Below are 24162 nucleotides of genomic sequence, written 5' to 3' on the forward strand. Positions count from 1 at the left end.
GGGGAACCGTTTGAAGAACAGGACGCTGCGGATTCTTCCGTTCATGCTTGTCATCTCGTTCGCGATAGGCTTCACGCTGCCGGGCTTGCAGGCATCAGCCTCGCAGCTGCCTTATGAAACCTTCTATAAGGACGGCTTCGGCCAACTAGTGAAGACGCAAGCGGCGTATATTCCCGGAAGAATTATCGGTTACAACGAAGACATTCCCGTACAGGACGAAAATGCCGATTCCGGAAGGCCCGCCAAGCTGCAGCTGAATCAGCCCAAGGATATATTTGTGGATAAGCAGGATCACATTTATATCGCCGACACAGGCAATAACCGAATCGTGCATCTCGATGATGAAGGAGCCTATATTCGCGAGATTACGGTAAGCGAAAGTCCGCTTAAAAGACCGAGCGGGGTTTTTGTCGATAAGAACGGCGTTATTTATGTCGCGGATACGGGCAATAACCGGATCGTCCGTCTCGATGCGGACGGCAAGCTGCTGAAGTCGTTCGGCCGGCCGGAATCGGCTTATATTCCGGAGTCCTTCAAGTACGATCCGATTAATCTGGTCGTCGACAAGCGAGGCTTTCTTTATGTTACGACGCTCGGAGCGTATCAGGGACTGGTGCAGCTTGATCCGGAAGGCAATTTTGTAAGCTTTTTTGGTCCCAATCAAGTGGCGTTTTCATTGTTTGACGCGTTTAAGCGGTTCGTATATACGAGGGAAATGTACCAGCGGGAGCTGAAGAAGCTTCCGGGGGCCATTGCGAACGCTACGATTGACGACAACGGCTTTATTTATACCGTAACGAAGGAAATCCAGACCGGCCAGATCAAGAAGCTGAATATCGTAGGTCTCGACCAGTTGGAAGGGAAAAGCGATTTTGCGGAGCTGCAGACGGACCGCTCCTATGGAGAATATATTCATTACTGGCAGAGAGACGTAAGTCCGCAATTAAGCGATATCACGGTCGATGCGGCCGGCAATATAACCGTTGTCGATACGGTATGGAACATCATTAGCCAATACGATACGAATGGCAATTTATTGTTTTTCTGGGGGGGCGACGTCATTACGGCCACCTCCAAGACAGGGGTCGTCAAGACGCCGGCGGCTATTGCGGGCAATTCGAAGGGCGAGCTGCTGGTGCTGGACAGCACAAACAATCTGATTCAGGCGCTAAGGCCGTCCGAGTTCGGCGAGCTGGTGCATAAGGCGAATGCATTGACCCAGGAAGGGCGATACGAGGAGAGCGAACCGCTATGGAACGAGGTGCGCCGTTTGAATGCGCAGTACTCGCCAGCCCTGATCGGTCTGGCCAAGGCGGCTTACAAGAAAGAAGACTACAAACGTGCGGAGGAACTGTTCTACCAGGCGGGCGTAGTCGGAGGCTATTCTGAATCATTCTGGCAAAACCGATTGATATGGTTTCAAAAACGGTTCGGGCTGCTGATGAACATAGCGATCGGGTTCGGCATCCTTTATCTTATTTGGGCCAGAGTGTCCCGCAGGCTGCGTCCCAAGAAGGGCTGGGGCTTCCGCTTTCGTCTGAAGAGCTCCCTGGTTGAACGCCTCAAGCATGTTTTTTATTTGATGAAGCATCCGATTGACGGATTTTATGCCATCCGATACGAGGGGAAGGCCGATTTCGCCAGCAGTCTGATCCTTCTTGCCCTGGCCGTTGCAGCCTTTGGGTATATGCAGTCCGGCACCAGCTTCATGTTTAATCCCGCCATCCATGTCGGTGTCGATTTGCTGCCTTTAACGGTGCAATTTGTAGGCATATGGCTGGGCTGGGTCATATCCAATTATTTGATCAGCTCGCTGCTCAGAGGCGAAGGGCGGTTCCGGGACGTATTTTTCAGCAGTTCTTACGCTCTATTTCCAATTATTCTCATCGGAATACCTGTGACGCTGCTGTCAAACACATTGACTTTAAACGAGCTAGCGATTTTCAATTTCCTGAAGCTGACGATCTTCGTTTGGATTGCGCTGCTGACGATTTGGATGGTTCAGGGCATACACAATTACACCTTTATCGAAGCGCTGTTCATCATTTTACTATCGCTCCTGACTCTTGTGATCATCATTATTCTGATCTTTATTTTTATCAGCCTCAGCATCGAGCTGGTTAACTTCATCTATTCGTTATATCAGGAGGTGTTCATCCGTTGACAGGCCGCAGAATCGCTTATGTTCCTATAATTAAAATCACATTTGCTGCAGCGTTGCTGGCATTCATAGGATGGCTCGCCTTACAGCTTTGGAATCCATGGAGCAAGGAGGAAACGGCATTCGTTGATATCTCGGCTTTATTCGAGAAGCAAAGGGCAAGTCCTTATCGGGCGGGCTTGCCCGACGAGCGGAACTTTAAGGTGATCGCGGAGAACGACGCCTTCAGGCTGCTTGCGGATGCAACGACGGCTCACTTCCAGATCGTCGATAAGTCGACCGGCAAGCTGTGGCGCTCTTATCCGGATCCCGAGCATTGGCAAAATGAAACCATTCCGGGAACCTGGAAAAATCATTTGTCTTCCCCGATTATGATCGAATATGTAAACGCCAAAAATTACAAATCGTCGTCGGTTACAGCGGGATTAATCGAAAACCAGGGTTACCTGGAGCAGTTTCAAACGACCGGAAACGGGTTTACCGTGACGTTCGCCTTTCCCAAGGTACAGTTTAAAATTCCGGTCGAAGTGACGCTCCATCAGAACTATGTCGAGACGAAGCTGATAGATTCCGGCCTCGTAGAAGGTGAACTGAGCTTGTTGAATGTGAAGTTGTACCCGCTGTTCGGAGCGCAGCCGTCGAACGGCCAGGAGGGGTATATTCTGCTGCCGGACGGCTCCGGTTCGCTCATTCATTTCCAACAGGATCGCATTATGCCGCAGCTCACCTATAACGAAAGCGTATATGGTCACGATTTGTCGTATTACAACGAGAATACGGGCAGGCAGCGCATCGCGATGCCGGTATACGGGTTGAAATCGGGTGATCAGGCCTTCGTCGCCATTATTGCGCAAGGAGAGGAATTTGCCAATATTTATGCGGCGCCTTCGGGCGCAGTCGGCCTTTCCAACTGGGTAACGACCGAATGGAAGTATCGAAAGCGATTCTTCCAGAGCGTCAGCAGAAGTACGGGCGAAGGCTTCTATACTTACAGCGGTGACAAATTTCTGACGGACAGCCGGGCTACGAGATATTACCCGCTTGCTCCCGACAAAAGCGATTATGTCGGCATGGCGGAGGTGTATCGGCAGTATTTGATTGAGGAGCAGGGCGTGAACCCTGTGACGCCGGCCAGGCAGGACATTCCGTTGTATCTGGATATCGTAGGTGCGGATATTGAGCAAGGCTTATTTTTCGACTCCTATTTGAAGGCGACCACGACGGAGGAAGCGGCTGAACTCGTCCGGCACATTTACGATCTTGGCATCCGGCATCTGAACATTAACTATGCGGGCTGGCAGCAGGACGGTTACAGCACGCATGGAGGGTATTTCCCGGTTGACAAGCGGATTGGCGGCAACAACGGCATGAAGCAGTTTATCTCTTTCGCGCATTCGCTGGATATTCCCGTCTACTTAACGGCGAACTATACGATCAATACGAACGGGGATGACGGTTTCTGGTGGAGAAGGGACGGGCTGCGCAATTTGGCGGGTACGGTGCTGGAAAATCAGAAACATCCGGATCAGGATGAAAGTATTTTTGTAAGCCCCGGATTTTACGAGAAGGTCGTTTATTCGGATTTGGACGAATTCAAGAAGCTGGGTGCGGACGGCATTTATTTCGAGGATGGCATCGGCCAGCAGGTGAATACCGATTTCAACACCCGCTACCTGTCCAGCCGTGCCGATGTCGTGGATATCCAACGCCGAATCTTAACGCGATCGAAGGAGGAGCTTGGCTCCGTCATTGCCAACAACGTGAATTTTTATGCGCTGGACCAGATCCGTCATGTGCATCGCCTGACCAGCGACTATTCGTATGACGTGTTCATAAGCGAGGCCATTCCGTTCGCCCAGATCGTTCTGCATGGACTTCGCACGTATTCGCTGGAATGGTCGAATGTGCGGGACGAGTGGGAAAACGAATTTCTGCGCAGCGTCGAATACGGCGCTTATCCGGCGTATGTCTTGAGCGGAGACCGCGCCGATAATTTGAAGAGATCGTATTCGTTATGGCACTACAGTCTGAATTACAAGGACTGGATCCAACAGATCGCCCAGGAATACCAAAGAAGCAACGAAGCGTTGGCGGAGGTCCAGGATAAGTTTATTACGGGACACCGCACGCTTGCGCCGGGTGTTAAGGAAACGGAATACGGCGGAAATTACCGGATTATCGTCAATTACAACCATACGGAATTCCGCAAGGACGGCGTCACCGTTCCGGCAAGAGACTTCGTAGTCATGAAAGGAGAAAATACGCCATGAAATGGAATCGCGGATTGGAGACGAATACGCTTCGCAAGATCGAAGGTTCCCTGTTTATCGCGCCTTGGGTGTTCGGATTCTTAACCTTTGTCGCCTTTCCGCTCGGCTATTCGCTCTATATGAGCTTTCATCAGGTCAAAATTACAGTCAACAGCGTCAATTATACCTTTATCGGCTTTCAGCATTACAGGGAGATTCTTATCGCCAACGGAAGCCTACTGTATGAAGAGCTGCTGCCTTTCCTGAGGGAATCGGCGATGATGATCCCGATTATTCTGGTATTTTCCTTGCTTGTCGCGATTTTGCTGAATATGCGGTTTCCGGGGCGAACGCTGTTCCGGGTGATATTTTTTCTGCCCGTTATTTTCTCCTCGGGGCAGATTGTTCAGGAGTTTATCGCCCAAGGCGAAGGCTCGCTCAGCATCATGGAAACGCTGCGCATCGATTATTATTTGCAGCAATATATGCCGTCCGCATGGGTGGGGCCGATTCAGAAGGTAATGAACTCCTTCGTGCTGGTGCTCTGGTATTCCGGCGTCCAGATTCTGATTTTTCTGGCAGGAAGACAGACCTTGCCGCCCGCCGTCTACGAAGCTTCCCGGATCGACGGCTCGAGTCCGTGGAATACCTTCTGGAAAATCACGCTGCCGGGACTCGTGCCGTATATTTTCCTGAATCTGATGTATACGGTCGTCGACTTGTTCACCTTCCCGTCCAATCCAATCGTCAGCCGGGTAAACACAAGCAACTACGGCAGCTCAAGCGCGTTGGCATGGATTTATTTTTCCATTATTTTGACGTTTGTTCTGCTTACTTTATGGCTTTACAGCCGAGTGGACAAATCGATTTCGGGCAAACGATAAACGCGAGGAGGTGAAGGTTACGTGAAAATAGTCAGAAGAGAGAGCGGAACGGCGGCAAAATGGTTGTCGGAGGATAAGCTGCGCACCGGGCTTCAGGCGCTTCGCTATCGGACTTTAGGCACGGAGATCGACAAGGGGCTGCTCTTCAAAGCGACGGTATACATTATTCTGATCAATGTCGCTTTTATTTACATCAAGCCGATTCTGTATATGATGACGACGATGGTCAAGGATGCGAAAAACATTCTCGACCCTTCGGTTATCTGGGTTCCACGATCGATATTTTTGGGCCATCTGAAGGAAGCGAGCGAAATGCTCAGTTACGGTAGCAGCTTCCTTATCAGCCTGTCGCTTGCGTCTTCGGTGGCCGTACTGCAGGTATTTTCCTGCGCCGTAGCGGGTTATGCCTTCGCAAGACTCGATTTTCCGTTGAAAAAGCTGTGGGAAGCGCTGCTGCTGTTTACCTTTATCATGCCGCCGCAAGTTACGATTTTGCCGTCGATCATGCTCTTCAAGGAGTTTGGCTGGCTCAACACCTTTTTGCCTATGGTCGTTCCGGCTTTATTCGGGCACGGACTGAAGGGGGCGATGTTCGTCATTATTTATCGAGCCTTTTATTCCACGCTGCCCAAGGAGCTTGACGAGGCTGCGCGAATCGACGGGGCAGGACCCTTCCGCATGTTTTTCCGCGTGATGTTTCCAATTTCCAGGTCGGCGACGGTCGTCGTCATGTTGTTCTCGTTTGTATGGAACTGGAACGATTTTTATTTCCCGTCGCTCTTTATGTTCACCGCCGAGAATGTGCCTCTGTCGATTACGTTGGCGCGTATGGCCGGGGAAATGGCCGTCGCGGAGGGAGCGGGAGAAATTACCGTTTATGCCGAGGCGATCAAGATGGCCGCTTCTTTCCTGATTATTATGCCGCTGCTGGTCGTCTATCTGTTTGCACAGCGCTGGTTCATCGAAGGCGTGGAACGTACGGGGTTGGTGGAGTGAGAATGGAAACGGGAGGAAAAGGATGAAGAGTCAATCGGAACGAAAGCTCAACCTCAATGCTTTTCTTGCGGCTTCGGGACATCATCAGGCGTCCTGGCGGCATCCAGATGCACATCCGGAGAAGGGCCTGGACATTAAGCATTATTTGAAGCTAGCCCGAATTGCCGAACGCGGCTTGCTGGATTCCGTCTTCCTGGCTGACGGGTATTGGGCTAACGCCGGAACGCTGGAGCCATTCACAATGCTGTCGGCGCTGGCGGCGGGGACGAAGCATATCGGCCTGATCGCAACAGTGGAAACAACCTATAACGAGCCGTTCCACGTTGCCAGAAAGTTTGCTTCCCTCGATCACATCAGCAAGGGCAGAGCGGGCTGGAACATCGTAACCGGCGCCGGTCCGGCGTCGGAGCAGTTCAGCAGGGAGCGCCATCCCGAGCACCATGAACGCTATGCATCGGCTGAGGAATTCGTCGAGATCGTCAAGCGTCTGTGGGACAGTTGGGAGGACGATGCAGTCCGCAACGATAAGCACGGCGGCGTACGGATCGACGAGAGCAAGGTCCATACGATCGATTATGTCGGCCAAAGGTATACCGTGAAGGGGCCGTTAAACATTGCGCGCCCGCCGCAAGGCTATCCGGTGCTTGTGCAGGCCGGCTCCTCCGAGACGGGCAAGGAATTCGCCGCCAAGGTGGCGGAGGCGATCTTCACCGCGCAGCAGACTTATGAGGAGGCGCAAGCCTTTTACCAGGATGTCAAAGGAAGGCTTGCGAAATATGGCCGTGTGCCCGGGCAGTTGAAAATTTTGCCGGGGTTGAGTCCGATTCTGGCCGATACGGAAGCAGAAGCCCGGGATATTGAGCAGGAGCTGTTCGATCTGATTGACTTGGATCGGACCATCGATCAATTATCGTCCCGACTGGGTATCGACCTGACCGGTCACCCGCTTGATCAGCCGGTTTCGCTTGAAGGCGCCCTAACAACCGGGCAGGTCAACGGAATGAAAAGCCGTCACCAGTTGATTCTGGATTTGGTTGAGCGGGAGAGACCGACGCTCAGGCAGTTGATTCATCGACTGGCAGGGGCAAGAGGACATTTCACCTTCACGGGAACGCCGCTCCAGTTGGCGGATTTGATAGAGCGCTGGTTCCGGAACGGGGCGGCGGACGGCTTCAATGTGATGCCGCAGCTTTATCCCGGCGGACTGGAGCGGTTCGTCGATAAGGTCATTCCCGAATTGCAAAATCGTGGATTGTTTCGTACAGCTTATGAAGGAACGACGCTAAGAGACCATTTGGGACTGGCGCGTCCCGAAAATACAAGGCATGTCCATAAATAAAACGGAAAACGAGGTGTTTTTACAATGAGCGAAACGAATCGTAAAGTTCATTTGAACGTCTTTTTACGGGCAACGGGTCATCATGCGGGGGCCTGGCGGCATCGCGATTCCCGCCCGGATCTCGAGCTGGACATCGATTACTTGGCGAAGCTGGCGAGAATCGCCGAGAGGGGCCTGCTGGATTCCGTCTTTCTCGCTGACGGCTATGCGGGCGGAGGAAGCAAGCTGGAGCCGTTCACGCAGCTGTCCGCGCTCGCTGCCGTTACAGAACATATCGGTTTAATCGCAACGGTGGGAACGGTCTATAATGATCCGTTTCATGTTGCGAGACAATTTGCCTCTTTGGACTATATAAGCGGAGGCAGAGCCGGATGGAATATTGTCACGGGCGCCGGATCGGCGGCTCATAACTTCAGCAGGGAGAAGCATCCCGAGCATGCGGAGCGGTATGAAACCGGCGAGGAGTTTGTGGAGGTAGTGAAGCAGCTGTGGGATAGTTGGGAGGACGACGCCCTTCTGTTCGATAAAGAAGGAGGCAGGCTGGTCGATCCGAATAAAGTGCACGAGATTCATTTCAAGGGGCATACCTATTCCGTGAAGGGACCGCTTAACATTCCTCGTCCGCCGCAGGGCTATCCGGTGCTTGTGCAGGCTGGCTCCTCGGAGCAGGGCAAGGAGCTGGCGGCCAAGACGGCGGAGGTCATCTTCACGGCCCAGCAGACGTTCGATGCGGGGCGGGAGTTTTACAGCGATGTGAAATCCCGGCTGGCCAAGTACGGCAGAACGGCCGATGAGCTCGTTATATTGCCGGGGCTTGCGCCGATCGTGGCGGATACGGAAGCGGAGGCGCGCGATATCGAAGCGGAGCTGCATGCCCTGGTCGATACGAAGGAAGCGCTCAGGAGCTTGTCGGAGCGTTTTACGGTAGACCTGAACGATTACGATCTGGATGCGCCGGTGCCGCTCGATAAGGCAAAGCCGGCAGAAGAGTTCAACGGCATCCGAAGCCGCCAGGAGGTCATCATCGACGCAGCCCGGCGCGAAAACTTCACGATACGCCAGCTGCTGTATCGCAGCAACGGCGGGCACGGTCATATTACCTTTACGGGCTCGGTGCTCCAAACGGCGGACCTGATTGAAAAGTGGTTCAGAAATCATGCTGCGGATGGCTTTAACGTCCTGCCGCAATTGTTTCCTACGGGACTGGAAACGTTCGTCGACAAAGTGATTCCCGAGCTGCAGAACCGCGGTCTGTTCCGCACCGAGTACGAGGGCACGACGCTGCGTGAAAGCCTCGGGCTGAAACGCCGGGCGAATACGCGCCATCTTCAAAATATTTAACGGCGGAACAAAGGGCTGCAGGATGAAAAAGCAGGCAGCCGCCACTACGCCTACGCCTGAAGAGGTACAGGATTCCAAATTGACAGGAATGAGAGGGAAGAGAATGAAGAGAATGAAGAGAACAGGAACCATTTTTATCGTATTATTGATCTTAGCCATCGTTGCCGCATGCAATGGCGGAAACAAGGCCCCCGCAGATTCAGGCAGCGGAGGAGACGGCTCTGCCCAGGCAGACGGCGCTTCCTCGGGGGATTTTAAGAAGCTTGGGGAGAAACCCCTAACATTGAAATTCTATAGTACGGGAGCCACCTTCACGGACGTGGAATTTGAAGTCATGATTGCAGGGCCGATTCGGGCCAAATATCCGAATGTCACGATCGAGCGCATTACGCCGGCGGCAACGACTACGCCGGAGGAGGTACTGTCCACCCATGTGCCGGATATCATATTCGGCAGCGTACAGCAGCGGGTTATCCGTACGGGGGCTTATCAGGATCTGCGCGAGCTGATCAAGAAGCATAACTTCGATGAGCGCCGGCTAAAGCCGATCGGCTACAACTATATCAAAGAAATAACGAAAGGGAAGGGAGATGCGGTTCTGGCGCTTCCTTTCAATATCAATCAGCACGTGATGTACTATAACAAGGACATCTTCGACAAGTTTGGAGTGCCTTATCCGACGGAGAAGCAGCTGACATGGGATGAAGCCGTCGAGCTGGGGACGAAGCTGACGCGAACGGAAAACGGCGTGCATTACATCGGTCTTGTCGTCGATAACCTGACCGGCTTGGCCAAATCGTTAAGGCTGCCGTATCTCGATCGCCAGACGGGTCAAGCTGCGCTCGATACGCCGGATTGGCTGCGCGTATTCGAACTGCAGAAGAGAATATTTGAAATTCCGGGGTATGTCACGCCGGAAGGCACGTGGAACTGGACGCGCGACCATTTTATGAAGGATCAGAATATCGCGATACGCGTATCCTGGCTTGCCAATATGGTCGGACCGCTGGAAGAGCTGCGCCAGCAGGGCGTTGAATTTAACTGGGACATTGCGCCGGCTCCCAATTTCAGCGATCAGTTGGGCAAGACAAGGGAAGCGCAAATTCACGCCATAGCGATTAACAGCCAAAGTCAGCACAAGGATGAAGCCTTCCAGGTCATCGCCGAAATCTTGTCGGATGAAGGGCAGCGCATCATTGCGAAGAACGGGCGCGTGCCTGCCATTATCAATCCTGAGCTAGAAAAAGATTACGGAGCGGATATTCCTGTGCTGCAAGGAAAAACGGTGCAAAACGTCTTTGTCGGCGAGCCGCTTCAGGAGCATTATATTCACCCTTACGAATCGGAAATCAGCAAAAGGCTCCTCGAGGCGGCGGAAGATCTGGCCGTCAAGGGCCTCGATGTGAACTCGGCGATTCGCAAAGCGACGGAAGCCATCAACAAGGATGTCGAAACGTTAAAAACAACAATTGGACAATATTAATGATTCAAGGGAGTGAAACCGTATGAGCCAAAAGCACCGTCAACTGCATTTGAACGCCTTCTTGTACGGGACCGGCCACCATGAGGCTTCATGGCGGCTTCCCGAAGCCCGACCGGAGCTGAATCTGGACTTTAACCATGTGCTGCAAATTGTGCATACGGCCGAGCGGGGCTTAATGGATTCCGTCTTTCTTGCGGACGGGTACACAGGCCGCTCCAACAAGCTGGAACCGTTCACGGAACTGGCTGCGCTGGCCAGCCGGACGAAGCATATCGGCTTGATCGCCACTGTGGGAACGACCTATAACGAGCCGTTCCATGTTGCCCGCAAATTCGCTTCGCTGGATCATATCAGCAAAGGACGGGCGGGCTGGAACATTGTGACGGGATCCGCATCGGCCGCACACAACTTCGGCAGAGAGGAGCATCCCGAGCATTCACTCCGCTACGAGGAGGCCGATGAGTTCGTGGAGGTCGTGAAGAAGCTGTGGGACAGTTGGGAGGACGATGCGGTTATCAACGACAAAGCCTCCGGCGTACGCATCGTGCAGGACAAAGTCCATACGATCGATCACAGCGGGAAATATTATCGGGTCAAAGGTCCGCTTAACATCGCTCGCCCGCCGCAGGGCTACCCTGTGCTGGTGCAGGCGGGCTCGTCTGAGAGCGGCAAGGAATTCGCAGCCAAGGTTGCGGAGGTTATATTTACCGCCCACCAAAGCATTGAGAGCGCGCAGGAGTTCTACAAGGACGTGAAATCGAGGCTGCCGAAATACGGCAGAACCCCCGAGCAGCTTAAAATATTGCCGGGCATCAGCCCGATTCTGGCGGAAACGGCGGAAGAGGCGAAAGAAATTGAAAATCGGCTGTTCGATTACGTCAACAAGGATGAAGCTGTAAGACGGCTATCGGAGCGGCTTGGTTTCGACCTGTCCAATCAACCGTTGGACGAGCCGCTTTCGCTTGAAGGCGTGCGCGAAACCGGGGAGGTTAACGGCAACAAGAGCCGCCATCAGCTCATTCTCGACCTGATCCGCAACGAGAATCTGACGTTGAAGCAGCTTATTAACCGATTGGCCGGCGCGAGAGGACATTTTACCTTTACCGGGACTCCGCTTCAACTGGCCGATGTCATCGAGACTTGGTTTTTAAACGGCGCAGCGGACGGCTTCAATGTGATGCCGCAAATCTATCCGGCCGGGTTGGACATTTTCGTGGACAAGGTTATCCCCGAATTGCAAAATCGCGGATTGTTCCGAACGTCATACGAAGGCAGGACGCTCAGAGAAAACCTTGGGCTCTCCAGACCGGCCAATACACGTTTTTCGTTTAAGGCGGCACGGTAAGCTCCCAACCAAGCATTTTGATTTAAGGAGAGAATGTAATCATGAAGAAGCTCACACTGGGCATGACGGTGCTATTGCTGCTGGCTATATTGACGGCATGCACAAGCAGCGGAAAAAACGAAGGCCAATCGTCAAATTCGGCCGGGACGGATTCTCCTGCCAAAGCGGAGGCGGAGTTCAAAAAGCTGGGAGACGAGCCGGTTACGTTAACGTTTTTTAGTACAAGCGGAACGTTTCCGGATGTCGAATTTCAGACGCTGATCGCCGATCCCATCAAGAAGAAATACCCGAATGTAACGATTGAGCGCATTAAACCGGCCGCCTCCACCACGAACGAGGAAGTGTTATCCACGCATGTGCCGGACATTATCTATTCTTCTTCATCGTCGCATCAGAGAATTATCCGCACGGGCGCCTATGAGGACTTGCGGGAACTGATCAAACGCCATAACTTTGACGTGAGCCGCATCAAGCCGATTCTATGGGATTATATCAAGGATATCACAAAGGATACGGGCGGCGAGATTTATGCGATTCCGTTCAATGCCAATCAGCACGTATTGTATTACAACAAAGACATATTTGATAAATTCGGCATCGAGTATCCGACCGACAAACAGTTGACATGGGATCAAGTGCTGGACATTGCGGCGAAGCTGACCCGAACCGAAAACGGAATTCATTATATCGGATTGTCGGTAGACAATTTGACAGGGTTGGCGAAGGGGCTCGGCCTTCCTTATGTGGACCGCAAGACGGGCAAGGCTGCGCTGGATACGCCGGAATGGCGGCGTATATTCGAGCTTAACAAGCGTATTTTTGAAATTCCGGGTTATGTGACGCCGGACGGTACGTGGAACTGGGGGCGCGACCAGTTCATGAAGGACCAGGTGATTGCCATGCGGGTTACCTGGCTTGCCAATATGGTCGGTCCATTGGAGGAGCTGCGCCAGCAGGGCGTTGAATTCAATTGGGACATCGCTCCTGCCCCGAACTTTGAGGACCAACTGGGCAAGACGAGAGAAGCGCAAATCCATTCGCTGTCGGTTAACAGCCAAAGCAAGCATAAGGACGAGGCGTTCCAGATTATCGCCGAAATCCTGTCCGACGAGGGACAGCGTATATTGTCCAGAAACGGCCGTGTGCCGGCAATCATTAATCCAGAGCTGGAAAAGGAGTATGGACTGGACATTCCGGTTCTGCAGGGCAAATCGGTGCAGAACGTATTTATCGGCGAACCGTTGCAGGAGCATTATATCCATCCGTATGAGCTGGAAATTACGCCAAGGCTTACGGAGGCCGCCGAGGATCTGGCCGTTAACGGGCTGGACGTAAACTCCGCGATCCGCAAGGCGACCGATGCGATCAACAAGGACGTGGAGACGCTGAAAACGACCCTTGGCACGCCGTAAGCACGGTAAGTAAAGGAAAGACTTTAGAACCCTTTCCTTGCGCTTTGCTCTCTAGTATGCGCCAAATAAGGAATGATGGTGCGGCACGCTTGGCGAAGACCGGCTATAAAGCCGAATGCGGGTCCATGGGTATGGCTCGCTAGAGATCCGACAAAGAACAGTCCGGGTACGCTGCTTTCGAAATGCTGGCTAAGAAGCGGGAACCGTCGGAACGGGCCGTCTTCTCTCCGAATCGCTGCAAGCAAACCGGATGGCAGGAAAGGGAGCAGGTCGAGGTCGATGCGATAGCCGGTTGCGCATATGACATGATCGACAATACGCGTATCGCCGCTGGAAAGCGTCAGTCGAACCTTGCCGTCCGGGCCGGCCTCGGCTTGTTCGATAGAAGCTCCTCCGGTAGCCGGAACTTTGCCTTCCACGTAGGGTTTTAGAAATAAGGCGACGGTTCCCTGGCGCGGAGTGTTCCACCGCTCTTGCTTTTGCTCCAGCGGAAGCCGGTAGAACTGTTCGGCGGATTCAATCAGCCTCAGGCCGGACGCCGTGTTATCTTCCTCGGCGTAACGAACGGCATCCCTGCGGAACAGCAGTTCCGCTTCGCAGCCTGCGAGATGCAGCAGCGCCGCAGCCTCCCAGGCGCTCTGACCGCTGCCGATGACGGCGACCTTCTGCCCTTTGAAGCGGTTGAATTCGGTTTGGCCGAAGGTATGCGTACGGAGAGAAGGAGGCAATCCGGACAGTACATCCGGGATGTAGCTGAAGTGCTGCAGACCCGTAGCGACGATTGCATGCGCGCCGGTGAACCGGGTTCCCGATTCCGTTGTGACCGTGATGGCGGAAGCGGCATAGTCCAGCCGCACCACAAGCTCCGGAGTAAATTCGACGTTGGCATGACGCGCGAACCAGAAGGCATACTCCACGAAAGCCGGACGGGGGAAGGGCGATTCGAGCGGGGTTCCCGTCTCTGCGCAGAAGCGATCGATGGTCAGCGAATTCTCTTTGTCGGAGAAGCTGATATAACGCGGATTCGTGCGGATGAACATGTTTTGCGGCATTTGATCCTTCTAGAACTGCATAGGCAGGCCAAGCAACACATAGGATAAGCCGCTCGCATTCGCATGAGCAGCGAGGGAGATCCCGTAGGGACCGGCCCCGATAATGATCAAGTCAATCATGTGGAAGCCTCCTGTTCATCAAGTTCGAAATGATACCCAAAATTATACTATATTTACTATTAACGACAAGTTTTAATTTGATATTTTAATGATTGACAGCTGAATTATTCCATGATAAATTTTTTCATATTAAACAAATTGGAATAATTGGAAATTATTATCTACCGGTCAACCGGAGACACCAGCCTCATGTGTCTCCGGTTTTTTTGACAAGAAATGGAGAGGGATCCTGATGAATCAAACCATCGAATTGTTAAAAAAGCATCGCTCTATTCGAAAATTCAAGGAAACGGCGATACCCGAGGAGCATCTGACTGAAATCATACTGGCTGCACAAGCTGCATCGACCTCCTCGAATATTCAAGCCTACAGCGTCATTGCCGTCAAGGACCCTGAGAGGAAACGGCGGTTCGCCGGATTGGCCGGCAATCAGCAGCAAATCGTGGAGAGTCCGGTATTCCTCGTATGGTGTGCCGACCTAAACAAAATCAGAACGGCGATTCGCCTGCACGAGGACGTGGAGCTCAAGCAGAACGTGGAGCTCTTCCTGCTCGGCACGATCGATGCGACCCTGGCGGCCCAGAATGCCACCGTCGCGGCGGAATCGCTCGGCTACGGCATGGTCTATATCGGCGGCATCCGCAACAACCCGCAGGACGTGACGGACTTGCTTGAGCTTCCGCAGCTGGTATATCCGGTGTTCGGCATGTGTCTGGGCGTACCGGATCAAGAGCCGGATATCCGCCCAAGATTGCCGCTGGCGGCCGTCTATCATCAGGAGGTATACAGCAAGGAAGGGCTGGAAGATGAAATTAAAGCTTATGACGAAATTACACGGCATTATTACGCCACGCGCAAAGGCGGCGGCAGGGGCGGAGAGCAGGAAACCAAGTGGTCGAAGGAAATGCTGAGAAGATTCAACGGGGAACGTCTTCGCGGTCATATGCACGATTTCCTGTTAGGCCGGGGCTTTGAGTTGAAGTAAAAGGCGCACACATCCATGACGATATAGAAACGATGCGTTTCGCATGAGACACAGCGGCAATACGAAAAGGCCGGCGAGTGCGGGTTAACCCATCTTCGCGTTTCGCTGATCTTAAACCTACATTTACGAGGTGTTGAACATGAGTGATTCATCCTTGGACAAGAAAGCGCATTTCAACGTGTTCCTGCGGGGGTCCGGACATCATGCCGCAGCCTGGAAGCATCCGGCTTCGAGGCCCAAGGAAGATCTGGATCTGGAGTATTACGCCAATATCGCAAGAATAGCGGAGCGCGGCTTGTTCGATTCGCTGTTTATGGCGGACAACTACTCCGGTCTTGGCAGAAGGTTGGAGCCGTTTACGCTGCTGTCCGCGCTGGCGGCGCTGACAAAGCATGTCGGTCTGATCGCCACGGTCAGCACGACCTACAACGAACCTTACCATGTGGCGAGGAAGTTTGCTTCGCTTGATCATATCAGCAAAGGAAGGGCCGGATGGAATATTGTGACCGGTCATTCGCAGGCGGACGCGGGCAATTTCAGCAAACCGGAGCATCCCGAGGTGTCGCGGCGCTATGAGATCGGAGACGAATTCGTGGAGGTGACGAAGCAGCTTTGGGACAGTTGGGAAGAGGACGCTCTTGTGTATGATCGGGAAAACGAAGTGGCCGTCGATACGAGCAAGGTGCACGAGATCAATTTTAAAGGAACATATTATGCCGTGACGGGGCCGCTCAATATTCCAAGGCCGCCGCAAGGCTATCCGGTGCTGGTGCAGGCGGGCTCGTCCGAAAGCGGAAAGGAGCTTGCGGCGAAGACAGCGGAAGTCATATTCACGGCGCAGCAGACGCTGGGTGCGGCTCAGGAGTTTTATACGGACGTGAAGTCCCGCCTGAAGAAGTACGGCCGGACGCCGGATCAGCTTCTGATCATGCCGGGGCTCAGTCCCATTGTCGCGGATACCGAGGCGGAGGCCAAAGATATCGAGGATGAATTTAACGCACTGCTGAATACGAAACAGATGCTGCACAAGCTATCGAACTATTTTACGGTAGATCTGTCGGATTACTCGCTGGACAGCCTCGTTCCGGTTGACAAAGCAAAACCTTACGGGTCGATTACGACCGGCATTACGAGCCGCCAGGAGGTGGTCGTTGACGCCGCCCGCCGCGACAGGATGACCATCCGGCAGTTCATCGCCAGAAGCGCGGCGGGACACGGGCATGTGTCCTTTACCGGGTCCGTCCTGCAAACGGCGGATTTTATCGAGACGTGGATTCGCGAGAATGGGGCGGACGGTTTCAACATTTTGCCGCATATCTATTACAGCGGGCTGGAAACGTTTGTCGACAAGGTGATTCCGGAGCTGCAAAATCGGGGGCTGTTCCGTACGGCCTACGAGGGAAAGACGCTTCGTGAAAATCTCGGCCTTGCCCGGCCGGAAAACAAGAACAAGGCGATATGGGCATTGGAAAGGACAGCTTTGAAAGCTCAAAACGGTTAAAGCGAAACGATAACTTATAACGATCAGAGGAGGAATAAAGGTATGTCTGTACAATATCGTCAATTAGGAGCAAGCGGTCTTAAAGTAAGCGAGATCAGTCTGGGAAGCTGGTTAACCTACGGAGGCTACGTAGAGCGCGAAAACGCGGTCAAATCGATTCAAAAGGCTTACAGTCTCGGTGTAAACTTCTTCGATACGGCGAATGTGTACGCCAAGGGAGAGGCGGAGAAGGTGGTGGGTGAGACGCTTCGCGCCTATCCGCGCGAATCTTATGTTCTGGCTACCAAGGTTTACGGCAAAATCGGGGATGGCCCGAATGACCGAGGCTTATCCCGCAAGCATGTGATCGAATCGGCGAATGCCAGCCTGAAGCGGCTGGGGCTGGAGTATGTGGATATCTTCTACAGCCACCGATTCGACAGTGATACGCCGCTGGAAGAGACGCTGCGGGCGTTTGACGATTTGGTGCGGCAGGGCAAGGTGCTGTACATCGGGGTTAGCGAGTGGACGGCGGCGCAGATTACGGAAGCTTTCGCGATTGCCGATAAGTATTTGCTGGACCGCATCGTGGTTAACCAGCCGATCTATAATCTGTTCGAGCGGTACATTGAGAGAGAGATTATCCCGCTCGGGCAGAAGAAAGGCTTCGGTCAGGTTGTGTTCTCGCCGCTGGCTCAAGGCTTGCTGACCGGCAAATATTCGTCGAACGGAAAGGTGCCGGAGGACTCCCGGGCCGCCAAGCATGAAAATTTCAAAAACAAAATTACGGAAGAAAGGCTGGCTAAGGTCGATCAGTTGAAAGGCATCGCTTCCGAGCTGAATATTACGGTCGCCCAGCTTTCGCTCGCCTGGATATTGCGCCAGCCGAATGTATCCAGCGCGCTGATCGGGGCAAGCCGTCCGGAGCAGGTGGAGGAGAACGTGAAGGCGTCTGGCATCGTGCTTGACGATGCGGTCCTTGAGCGTATTGCCAAAGTTATCGATCTTGAACCTGCAGCATCGAGAAGAGGCTCATTCTAATCTGTTGTCAGCTGTAATGCGACAAACTCCAGTAAATGCACTTGATTTACTGGAGTTTGTTTTGGGGAAAAGCAGTTATAGATGCGGAATTTGGAAAAAAGGATTGCCAATTAACGATATATCGCATAAAATTCTAATTAATACGATATATCGTTAATGGAGGCAGCACAGCATGAAAAAGGAATGGCAGCAAGAGGAACGTTTATTTTTGTTTCACGGTCATGAACGGGAAGCCTTTGGTTCAGGCAGGCGGTATTTCAGCCGCGGCGGCGTGAAGTATGCGCTGCTGGAGCTGCTGCAGCAGGAGAATATGCACGGCTACCAAATGATGAAGGCGCTGGAGGAGCAATCGGGAGGTACGTATAAGCCAAGCGCGGGCTCCATCTACCCTACGCTGCAGATGCTCAGAGATCAGGGGTTTGTCGAAGCCTACAAGGTGGACGGCAAAAAAATTTTTCATATCACGGATGAAGGCCGCGCTTATTTACAGGAGGAGAAGGATCGTCCCGAGCTGTCCGAAGCCGGGGAGCAAGGCTGGGAGGAGCGGGAGCAAAGCCTCCCGGAAGAAGACAACGGACACTGGGAGGGCGTGCGAAGAAACCGGAGACTGACTCCTAAGGGAAAGGAACTGCTGCATCTGCTGAAGGCTGCGGAACGCGCCGCGCTGTCCGATGCGGACAAAGCCGTTGAACTGCGCGAGCTGCTCGATAACCTGCGAGATTCGCTGCGCCGGATCGTAGCGGATTCGGGCAGAAACGGCGGAGAGGGCGGGCGTCCATGAGTGACCATCCGGCGGGAGCCTTCCGGGCCGGCGGCGGATTGGGAGGCATGAGAAGATACGGCAGCGGCGAGAAAGCCAAGCCGGCCAGCATCTACGGTATGTTCGCGCGAATCTTTACGCATGCGAGGCTGGAATGGCCGGCTATCGTTACGGCGGTCGTGTGCGTGATCGCCGTTTCACTGCTTGAATTTGTCGTCCCCCAGCTTACGCGCTACACGATCGACCATCTGATTCCCGGCAAGCGTTTCGACGGGCTGGTTCTGATTGGCGCCGGCGTTCTCGGCGCGGCCGTCATGCTGGGCGTACTGCGTTATATAAGCACGTCGCTGATGGCCTCCATCGGGCAGAAGGTGCTCTACAAGCTCCGCAATGATCTGTATCGCCATATGCAGAGCCTTGATGTCTCATTTTTTGACCGCAACCGCACCGGGGATCTGATGTCCCGCGTAACCCATGACGTCAGCATCTTACAGCAGTTGATCTCTTCCAGCATGATGCAATTGTTTACCGATTTTTTCACGTTTACAGCTATCGCGGTGTATATGCTCTGGATTGATTGGAGGCTGACGCTGCTCCTGCTTGCGATCTTCCCGGTTATGATTTTGACGACGAAGCTGTTCGGGAAAAGAATTCGCGCCTCGTTTCGCAAGGTGCAGGAATCGATTGCCGATGTGAGCGACCATCTGCAAAATACGCTGACCGGCATCCGGCTGATCAAATCGTTTACGGCCGAAAACTACGAGTCCGAACGATTCTCCCATCGCACCAGGGAAAACATGGACGCCAATATTCAGGTCGTCCGCTTGCGGGCCGCGTATGAGCCGATTATCGATTTTCTTAATTTTACGGGATTGGCTATCGTGCTTGTGTTCGGGGCCTGGCTTTCGATGAAGGGACAGATGACGGTAGGCACCATCGTTGCTTTTACCGCTTATTTGCGCCTGCTGCAAAATCCGATTCGCCATTTCAGCCGGGTGATCCATACGATCCAGCAATCGGCGGCCGCGTATGAACGCATTATGGAAGTAATGAATACGAAGGCCGATATTTGGGAGAAGGAGGACGCGATTGCGCTGCCTCCCGTGCGCGGGCATATCGTATTCCGGAACGTGAATTTTGCTTATTCGCGCGAGTCGGAAGTGCTGTCCGGATTCAATCTGGAGCTGGAGGCCGGCAAGGTTACGGCTTTGGTCGGTTCATCAGGCTCCGGCAAGACGACGATCGCGCATCTGATTCCCCGCTTCTACGATCCGCAAGCCGGGGACATTACGATAGACGGTTACTCCCTGAAGGATGTGACTCTCTCCTCCCTTAGAGAGCAGATCGGCATCGTATCGCAGGATATTGTATTGTTCAACGGGACGATCATCGAAAACATCCGTTACAGCAACAGCCATGCGACGGAAGAGGAGGTCAGGGCGGCAGCGGGGGCGGCCAGCGCCAGCGGATTTATCGAGGCATTCCCGCAGGGCTACGATACGCCAATTGGCGAACGCGGCGTCAAGCTGTCGGGCGGGCAAAAGCAGCGGATATCCATCGCAAGGGCCATCCTGAAAAATCCGCGCGTCATTATTCTCGATGAAGCGACGGCTTCGCTCGATACCGAATCGGAGCAGCATATCCAGGAGGCGTTGGCGCGGCTGCTGAAAGGGCGCACCTGTCTGGTGATCGCCCACCGGCTATCGACGATCCAGCAGGCGGACCGCATTCATGTGCTGGAGCAAGGCCGCATCGTTGAGAGCGGGACGCACGAAGAGCTGCTGCGCCTGCAAGGCCGCTACAGCCGGCTCTATGCATTGCAATTTCCGCAAACGAAAGCGGTGAGATAACGAACCTTCAGACAGGAAGTGATCGTTTTTTGAAATCCCAACGAATACTGGCCGATTTTTTTCGGAAAACGTGGTACATCTACTTGTTCTCGTTGATATTTCATCTGATTTCCAACCTGATCCATGTTTATTTTCCCAAGCTGTTGGGGCAATTCACCGACAAGCTGCAGTTGGGCGAGCTGACCCGCGGCATGATTGTCGATTACAGCTTGCTGCTTTTGCTGGTCGGCATAGGTCATGTGCTTTTCCACGGAACGGCCCTCTATTTGGTCATGTATGTCGGCAGAAAGTTCGAATATCTTGTCCGTGGCCGCTTGTTCCGGCATTTTACGCAAATGAGCGAGCGGTTTTATTCCAAAAACGGCGTCGGCAAACTGCTCAGCTACTTTATGAATGACGTGACGGCTGTCCGGGAATCGATCTCGATGGGATTCAATTCAACGGCCAACGCAATCATGCTGCTGGTGGCGGCTGTCACCATGATGATCGTCAGCGGCATTCCCTATTATTTGATTGCCGTCTCCGTATTCCCGCTGCTGCTTATTCCGTTAATCGTCGTTTATTTGGGACCCATTATAAGGAAGCGATCCCTGGAGGTGCAGGAGGCGCTTGGCCGAATGACCGAAACGGCGGAGGAACAGTTCGGCGGCATCCGCGTCACGAAGAAATTTGCGGTGGAAGACATTATGGAGCGGCGCTTCGGCAAAACGGTGGAGCGTATTCGCCAAAACCAACTGCGGCTCGTGCGGGTATCGTCCTTCTTTCAGGCGCTTATTCCGTTTCTCGGTACGATCGCGCTGATTACCGCGCTTGCTTTTGGCGGTTATCTGACGGTTACGAAGCACATTACGCTCGGTAATTTCGTTGCCTTGACGCTCTATGTCCGCATGCTGATGAATCCGCTGCAGCAGATCGGCAACGTCATCAATACCATCCAGCGCTCCCGGGCTTCGCTCGAAAGGCTGAATGAGCTGCTCTCGCAGCAATCGGATATCGTGGAGCCGGAGAATGCGAAGTCCATCGATCTGTCTGCGGCGGGCATAAGGGTGGAGAATCTTTCGTTTGCATACGGCGCATCCTCTCATCAGGTGCTGAAAAATATCAATTTGCATATCAGGCCCGGGAAGACGCTCGGCATCATCGGCCGTACGGGCAGCGGAAAGACGACCCTGATGAAGCTGCTGCTGCGCACCTACGATCCGCCGACGGGAACGATATGGTACGGAAATACGGATGTCAGGGAGATGTCGCTTGAGAGCTTGCGCAGCCAAGTCGCGTACGTTCCCCAAGACGGCTTTTTGTTCAGTACGACGATTAGGGAAAATATTGCTTTCTATCAGCGCGATACGGAGTTTGAAAATGTAGAATCCGCCGCGCGCCAAGCCCAAATTTACAACCATATCGTCGATTTGCCGGACCGGTTCGAAACCAGGCTGGGTGAGAGGGGATTGACGTTGTCCGGTGGACAGCGGCAGCGGACCAGTCTGGCCCGCGGGCTGATCAAGAACGCTCCGGTTATGATTCTGGACGATAGCGTCAGCGCGGTAGACGCCGTGACGGAGAAGGATATTATCGATTCGATCCAAAAAGAGAGAAGAGGGAAAACTACGATTATTATTGCGCATCGCATCAGCGCGATCAAACACGCGGATGAAATCATAGTGCTCGATGAAGGCGTGATCGTACAGCGCGGGACGCATTCGGAACTGCTGCAGGAACAAGGGTTTTATGCTGAGCTTCATGCCATACAGGAGGAGGGGAGCCAGCATGCGACCGCCACAAGCCATTCATAATTGGCAGATGGATCAGAAGGCCGATCTTAACCAGCCGGAACAAAAGCCGCAATATATCTCGGCCTTTCGGGCTTTGTCAGGGTATATCAGGCTGCATCTATGGGCGTTTATCGGCGTTTTTTGCTGTACGCTCATTGCGATTTTATCCGAACTGCTGCAGCCTTTCTTAATGAAAATCGCGATTGACGACAATCTGCTGGCGGGCAAAAACGACTACAAGGGCTTGCTTGTGATTTGCGCCATTTACCTGGCCTTGTCCCTGTCCAGCTTTGTGTTCACTTATCTGCAAAGCAATTTGCTCCAGCATATCGGCCAAAGCATTGTCGCGCGCATTCGCAACCAGCTGTTCGGCCATATCATGAAACAATCGATGCGTTACTTCGACCGGATGTCCAGCGGCAGTCTGATCACCCATGTATCGAGCGATACGGAAGCGTTGAACCAGTTTTTCAACCAGGTGCTGCTCAGTTTGTTCCGGGACGGCCTTACGCTGATCTTTATTATCGTGATGATGTTCCAGCTTGATACGACGCTGGCGCTTTACTGCCTGATCTTATTGCCGATTATATCGCTGGTGGCCATCGCTTTCCGCTCCTTTATGAGAACGACCTATCAGCTTGCAAGAACGAGGTTGTCCCGAATGGTGGCGTTCGTAGCGGAAAATCTGTCCGGCATGAATCTGATCCAGGTGTTCCACCAGCAAATGGAGCAGGAGAAGCAGTTTAATGAACGAAACGGATCGTACTTCAAAGCCAATATCAGAGAAATTCGGACCAATGTCGTGTTTGGCCGGACGTTTGATATTTTGAGCAATCTCTCGATTGCGTTCGTCACTTGGATCGGGGGAAGCGCCGTACTGGATCACAATCTGGAATTTGGCGTCCTCTATGCGTTTATTACTTACATCCGGCAGTTTTTCCAGCCGATCAATACGATTACCCAGCAGTGGAATACGCTGCAATCGGCTACCGTCGCCGTTTCCCGGATATGGACGGTGTTCGACAGCAAGCCGGACATTACCGATCGTGCGGAGCAGCGGGAGGTCCTGCTTCCGGAGAAGGTGAAGGGGCGCATCGACTTTGACGACATTTCTTTCTCTTATGAAGAGGGCATTCCGATTATCCGCAAGCTGGATTTGCATATTGAGCCGGGCGAGCTGATCGGCGTGGTTGGGACGACCGGCGCGGGTAAAAGCTCGCTCATCAGCCTGCTGTGCCGCTTCTATGATGTGAAGGAAGGCCGTATCCGGATTGACGGGACGGATGTGCGCGATATTCCGCAGTCTACGCTTCACAGGGTCGTCGGCCTGGTCCAGCAGGAGCCGTTTCTATACTCGGGCAGCATCATCGATAACGTCCGAATGTTCGACGAATCAATCACCCGCGAGGAGGTTATTCAGGCTTGTGAGTTTGTGGGCGCGGATTCCATCATTCAAAAGCTGCGCAACGGCTATGATACTCTGCTGTCGGAGCGGGGCAGCGGCTTGTCTGCCGGGGAGCGGCAGATGATCTCCTTCGCCAGAATTATCGTGTTCAAACCAAAGATTCTCATTCTGGATGAGGCAAGCGCCAATCTGGATTCGCATACGGAGCAGCTGATCCAGAACGCGCTTCATGTCGTCTCGCAGAACCGGACGACGATCGTGATCGCGCACCGGCTGTCAACGATTATGCAGGCCGACCGGATTATCGTGATGAGCCGCGGCGAAATTGTGGAGCAGGGCAGCCACAAGCAGCTGCTGGCGTGCGGCGGCCATTACCGGGAGCTGTATGAGCATTCGCAGGGGCATGTCGCGGTTTAGCGTCATTGCCGCTGCTTCCAAATTATATCGGCACATGCCGCGAGGTCATTTGATCATAGAGGAGGCTGGA

The 24162-nt window shown here is 53.3% G+C and carries 17 protein-coding genes; 16 read left to right on the top strand and 1 reads right to left on the bottom strand.

Translation table 11 applies throughout. The features are described from left to right. Window positions 1-10: 10 nt before the first annotated feature. The 9 genes from BLT35_RS04065 to BLT35_RS04105 all read left to right on the top strand — a co-directional run bounded on the left by BLT35_RS04065 (window position 11) and on the right by BLT35_RS04105 (window position 13210). Window positions 11-2164: a YIP1 family protein gene (locus BLT35_RS04065; protein WP_254777504.1), complete on the top strand. Its 2154-nt coding sequence runs from the start codon at window positions 11-13 to the stop codon at window positions 2162-2164. Further along, on the top strand, window positions 2161-4431 hold the full coding sequence (locus BLT35_RS04070) for a DUF5696 domain-containing protein (RefSeq protein WP_074727076.1): 2271 nt from the start codon (window positions 2161-2163) through the stop codon (window positions 4429-4431). The genes BLT35_RS04065 and BLT35_RS04070 overlap by 4 nt, the downstream gene beginning before the upstream one ends. Then, complete coding sequence (locus BLT35_RS04075; RefSeq protein WP_054818923.1) at window positions 4428-5294, top strand: carbohydrate ABC transporter permease; 867 nt, start codon at window positions 4428-4430, stop codon at window positions 5292-5294. Before BLT35_RS04070 ends, BLT35_RS04075 begins: the two co-directional genes overlap by 4 nt. 63 nt (window positions 5295-5357) lie before the next feature. Continuing rightward, window positions 5358-6290 (top strand): carbohydrate ABC transporter permease, encoded by a 933-nt coding sequence (locus BLT35_RS04080; protein ID WP_306274332.1) that lies wholly within the window; start codon window positions 5358-5360, stop codon window positions 6288-6290. A gap of 22 nt (window positions 6291-6312) precedes the next feature. Next, window positions 6313-7629 (top strand): LLM class flavin-dependent oxidoreductase, encoded by a 1317-nt coding sequence (locus BLT35_RS04085; protein WP_062409341.1) that lies wholly within the window; start codon window positions 6313-6315, stop codon window positions 7627-7629. Between the two features lie 24 nt (window positions 7630-7653). Continuing rightward, complete coding sequence (locus tag BLT35_RS04090; RefSeq protein WP_062409340.1) at window positions 7654-8970, top strand: LLM class flavin-dependent oxidoreductase; 1317 nt, start codon at window positions 7654-7656, stop codon at window positions 8968-8970. Between the two features lie 22 nt (window positions 8971-8992). Beyond that, window positions 8993-10453 carry an ABC transporter substrate-binding protein gene (locus BLT35_RS04095; protein WP_083351178.1) on the top strand — a complete coding sequence of 487 codons (1461 nt, stop codon included), beginning with the start codon at window positions 8993-8995 and terminating at the stop codon, window positions 10451-10453. A 22-nt stretch (window positions 10454-10475) separates the two neighbouring features. Beyond that, window positions 10476-11798, top strand: a complete 1323-nt coding sequence (locus BLT35_RS04100; protein WP_074727078.1) for an LLM class flavin-dependent oxidoreductase — start codon at window positions 10476-10478, stop codon at window positions 11796-11798. Window positions 11799-11839: 41 nt separating this feature from the next. Continuing rightward, the gene (locus BLT35_RS04105) at window positions 11840-13210 is read left to right on the top strand and encodes an ABC transporter substrate-binding protein (protein WP_074727079.1); all 1371 of its coding nucleotides are present in this window, start codon (window positions 11840-11842) and stop codon (window positions 13208-13210) included. A 23-nt stretch (window positions 13211-13233) separates the two neighbouring features. Here BLT35_RS04105 and BLT35_RS04110 read toward each other — a convergent pair whose 3' ends face one another. Further along, window positions 13234-14262: an NAD(P)-binding domain-containing protein gene (locus BLT35_RS04110; RefSeq protein ID WP_074727080.1), complete on the bottom strand. Its 1029-nt coding sequence runs from the start codon at window positions 14260-14262 to the stop codon at window positions 13234-13236. A 352-nt stretch (window positions 14263-14614) separates the two neighbouring features. On the opposite strand from BLT35_RS04110, the gene nfsA reads away from it, so the two are divergent. The 7 genes from nfsA (at window position 14615) to BLT35_RS04145 (ending at window position 24092) form a co-directional block, all read left to right on the top strand. Then, window positions 14615-15367 (top strand): oxygen-insensitive NADPH nitroreductase, encoded by a 753-nt coding sequence (nfsA, locus tag BLT35_RS04115; RefSeq protein ID WP_054818935.1) that lies wholly within the window; start codon window positions 14615-14617, stop codon window positions 15365-15367. 139 nt (window positions 15368-15506) lie between these two features. Then, window positions 15507-16868, top strand: a complete 1362-nt coding sequence (locus BLT35_RS04120; RefSeq protein WP_074727081.1) for an LLM class flavin-dependent oxidoreductase — start codon at window positions 15507-15509, stop codon at window positions 16866-16868. Between the two features lie 42 nt (window positions 16869-16910). Next, a complete protein-coding gene (locus tag BLT35_RS04125; RefSeq protein ID WP_074727082.1) occupies window positions 16911-17888 on the top strand; it encodes an aldo/keto reductase family protein in 978 nt (325 codons plus the stop codon). Window positions 17889-18060: 172 nt separating this feature from the next. Then, entirely contained in the window at window positions 18061-18669 is a 609-nt protein-coding gene (locus BLT35_RS04130; protein WP_074727083.1) for a PadR family transcriptional regulator, read from the top strand. After that, window positions 18666-20498 (top strand): ABC transporter ATP-binding protein, encoded by a 1833-nt coding sequence (locus tag BLT35_RS04135; protein WP_083351179.1) that lies wholly within the window; start codon window positions 18666-18668, stop codon window positions 20496-20498. Before BLT35_RS04130 ends, BLT35_RS04135 begins: the two co-directional genes overlap by 4 nt. A 29-nt stretch (window positions 20499-20527) precedes the next feature. Then, window positions 20528-22291 carry an ABC transporter ATP-binding protein gene (locus BLT35_RS04140; RefSeq protein ID WP_062409332.1) on the top strand — a complete coding sequence of 588 codons (1764 nt, stop codon included), beginning with the start codon at window positions 20528-20530 and terminating at the stop codon, window positions 22289-22291. After that, the gene (locus BLT35_RS04145) at window positions 22266-24092 is read left to right on the top strand and encodes an ABC transporter ATP-binding protein (protein ID WP_074727084.1); all 1827 of its coding nucleotides are present in this window, start codon (window positions 22266-22268) and stop codon (window positions 24090-24092) included. The genes BLT35_RS04140 and BLT35_RS04145 overlap by 26 nt, the downstream gene beginning before the upstream one ends. Window positions 24093-24162 lie beyond the last annotated feature (70 nt).

This window comes from Paenibacillus naphthalenovorans, from assembly GCF_900099895.1.
Lineage (GTDB): Bacteria > Bacillota > Bacilli > Paenibacillales > NBRC-103111 > Paenibacillus_G > Paenibacillus_G naphthalenovorans.

Bases quoted from the DNA above. Each gene is read 5' to 3' on its own strand.
- BLT35_RS04085 (WP_062409341.1), top strand. From the start codon at position 6,313: ATGAAGAGTCAATCGGAACGAAAGCTCAACCTCAATGCTTTTCTTGCG.
- BLT35_RS04135 (WP_083351179.1), top strand. From the start codon at position 18,666: ATGAGTGACCATCCGGCGGGAGCCTTCCGGGCCGGCGGCGGATTGGGA.
- BLT35_RS04145 (WP_074727084.1), top strand. From the start codon at position 22,266: ATGCGACCGCCACAAGCCATTCATAATTGGCAGATGGATCAGAAGGCC.
- BLT35_RS04090 (WP_062409340.1), top strand. From the start codon at position 7,654: ATGAGCGAAACGAATCGTAAAGTTCATTTGAACGTCTTTTTACGGGCA.
- BLT35_RS04130 (WP_074727083.1), top strand. From the start codon at position 18,061: ATGAAAAAGGAATGGCAGCAAGAGGAACGTTTATTTTTGTTTCACGGT.
- BLT35_RS04100 (WP_074727078.1), top strand. From the start codon at position 10,476: ATGAGCCAAAAGCACCGTCAACTGCATTTGAACGCCTTCTTGTACGGG.
- BLT35_RS04105 (WP_074727079.1), top strand. From the start codon at position 11,840: ATGAAGAAGCTCACACTGGGCATGACGGTGCTATTGCTGCTGGCTATA.
- nfsA (WP_054818935.1), top strand. From the start codon at position 14,615: ATGAATCAAACCATCGAATTGTTAAAAAAGCATCGCTCTATTCGAAAA.
- BLT35_RS04095 (WP_083351178.1), top strand. From the start codon at position 8,993: ATGAAAAAGCAGGCAGCCGCCACTACGCCTACGCCTGAAGAGGTACAG.
- BLT35_RS04125 (WP_074727082.1), top strand. From the start codon at position 16,911: ATGTCTGTACAATATCGTCAATTAGGAGCAAGCGGTCTTAAAGTAAGC.
- BLT35_RS04110 (WP_074727080.1), bottom strand. From the start codon at position 14,262: ATGCCGCAAAACATGTTCATCCGCACGAATCCGCGTTATATCAGCTTC.
- BLT35_RS04120 (WP_074727081.1), top strand. From the start codon at position 15,507: ATGAGTGATTCATCCTTGGACAAGAAAGCGCATTTCAACGTGTTCCTG.
- BLT35_RS04075 (WP_054818923.1), top strand. From the start codon at position 4,428: ATGAAATGGAATCGCGGATTGGAGACGAATACGCTTCGCAAGATCGAA.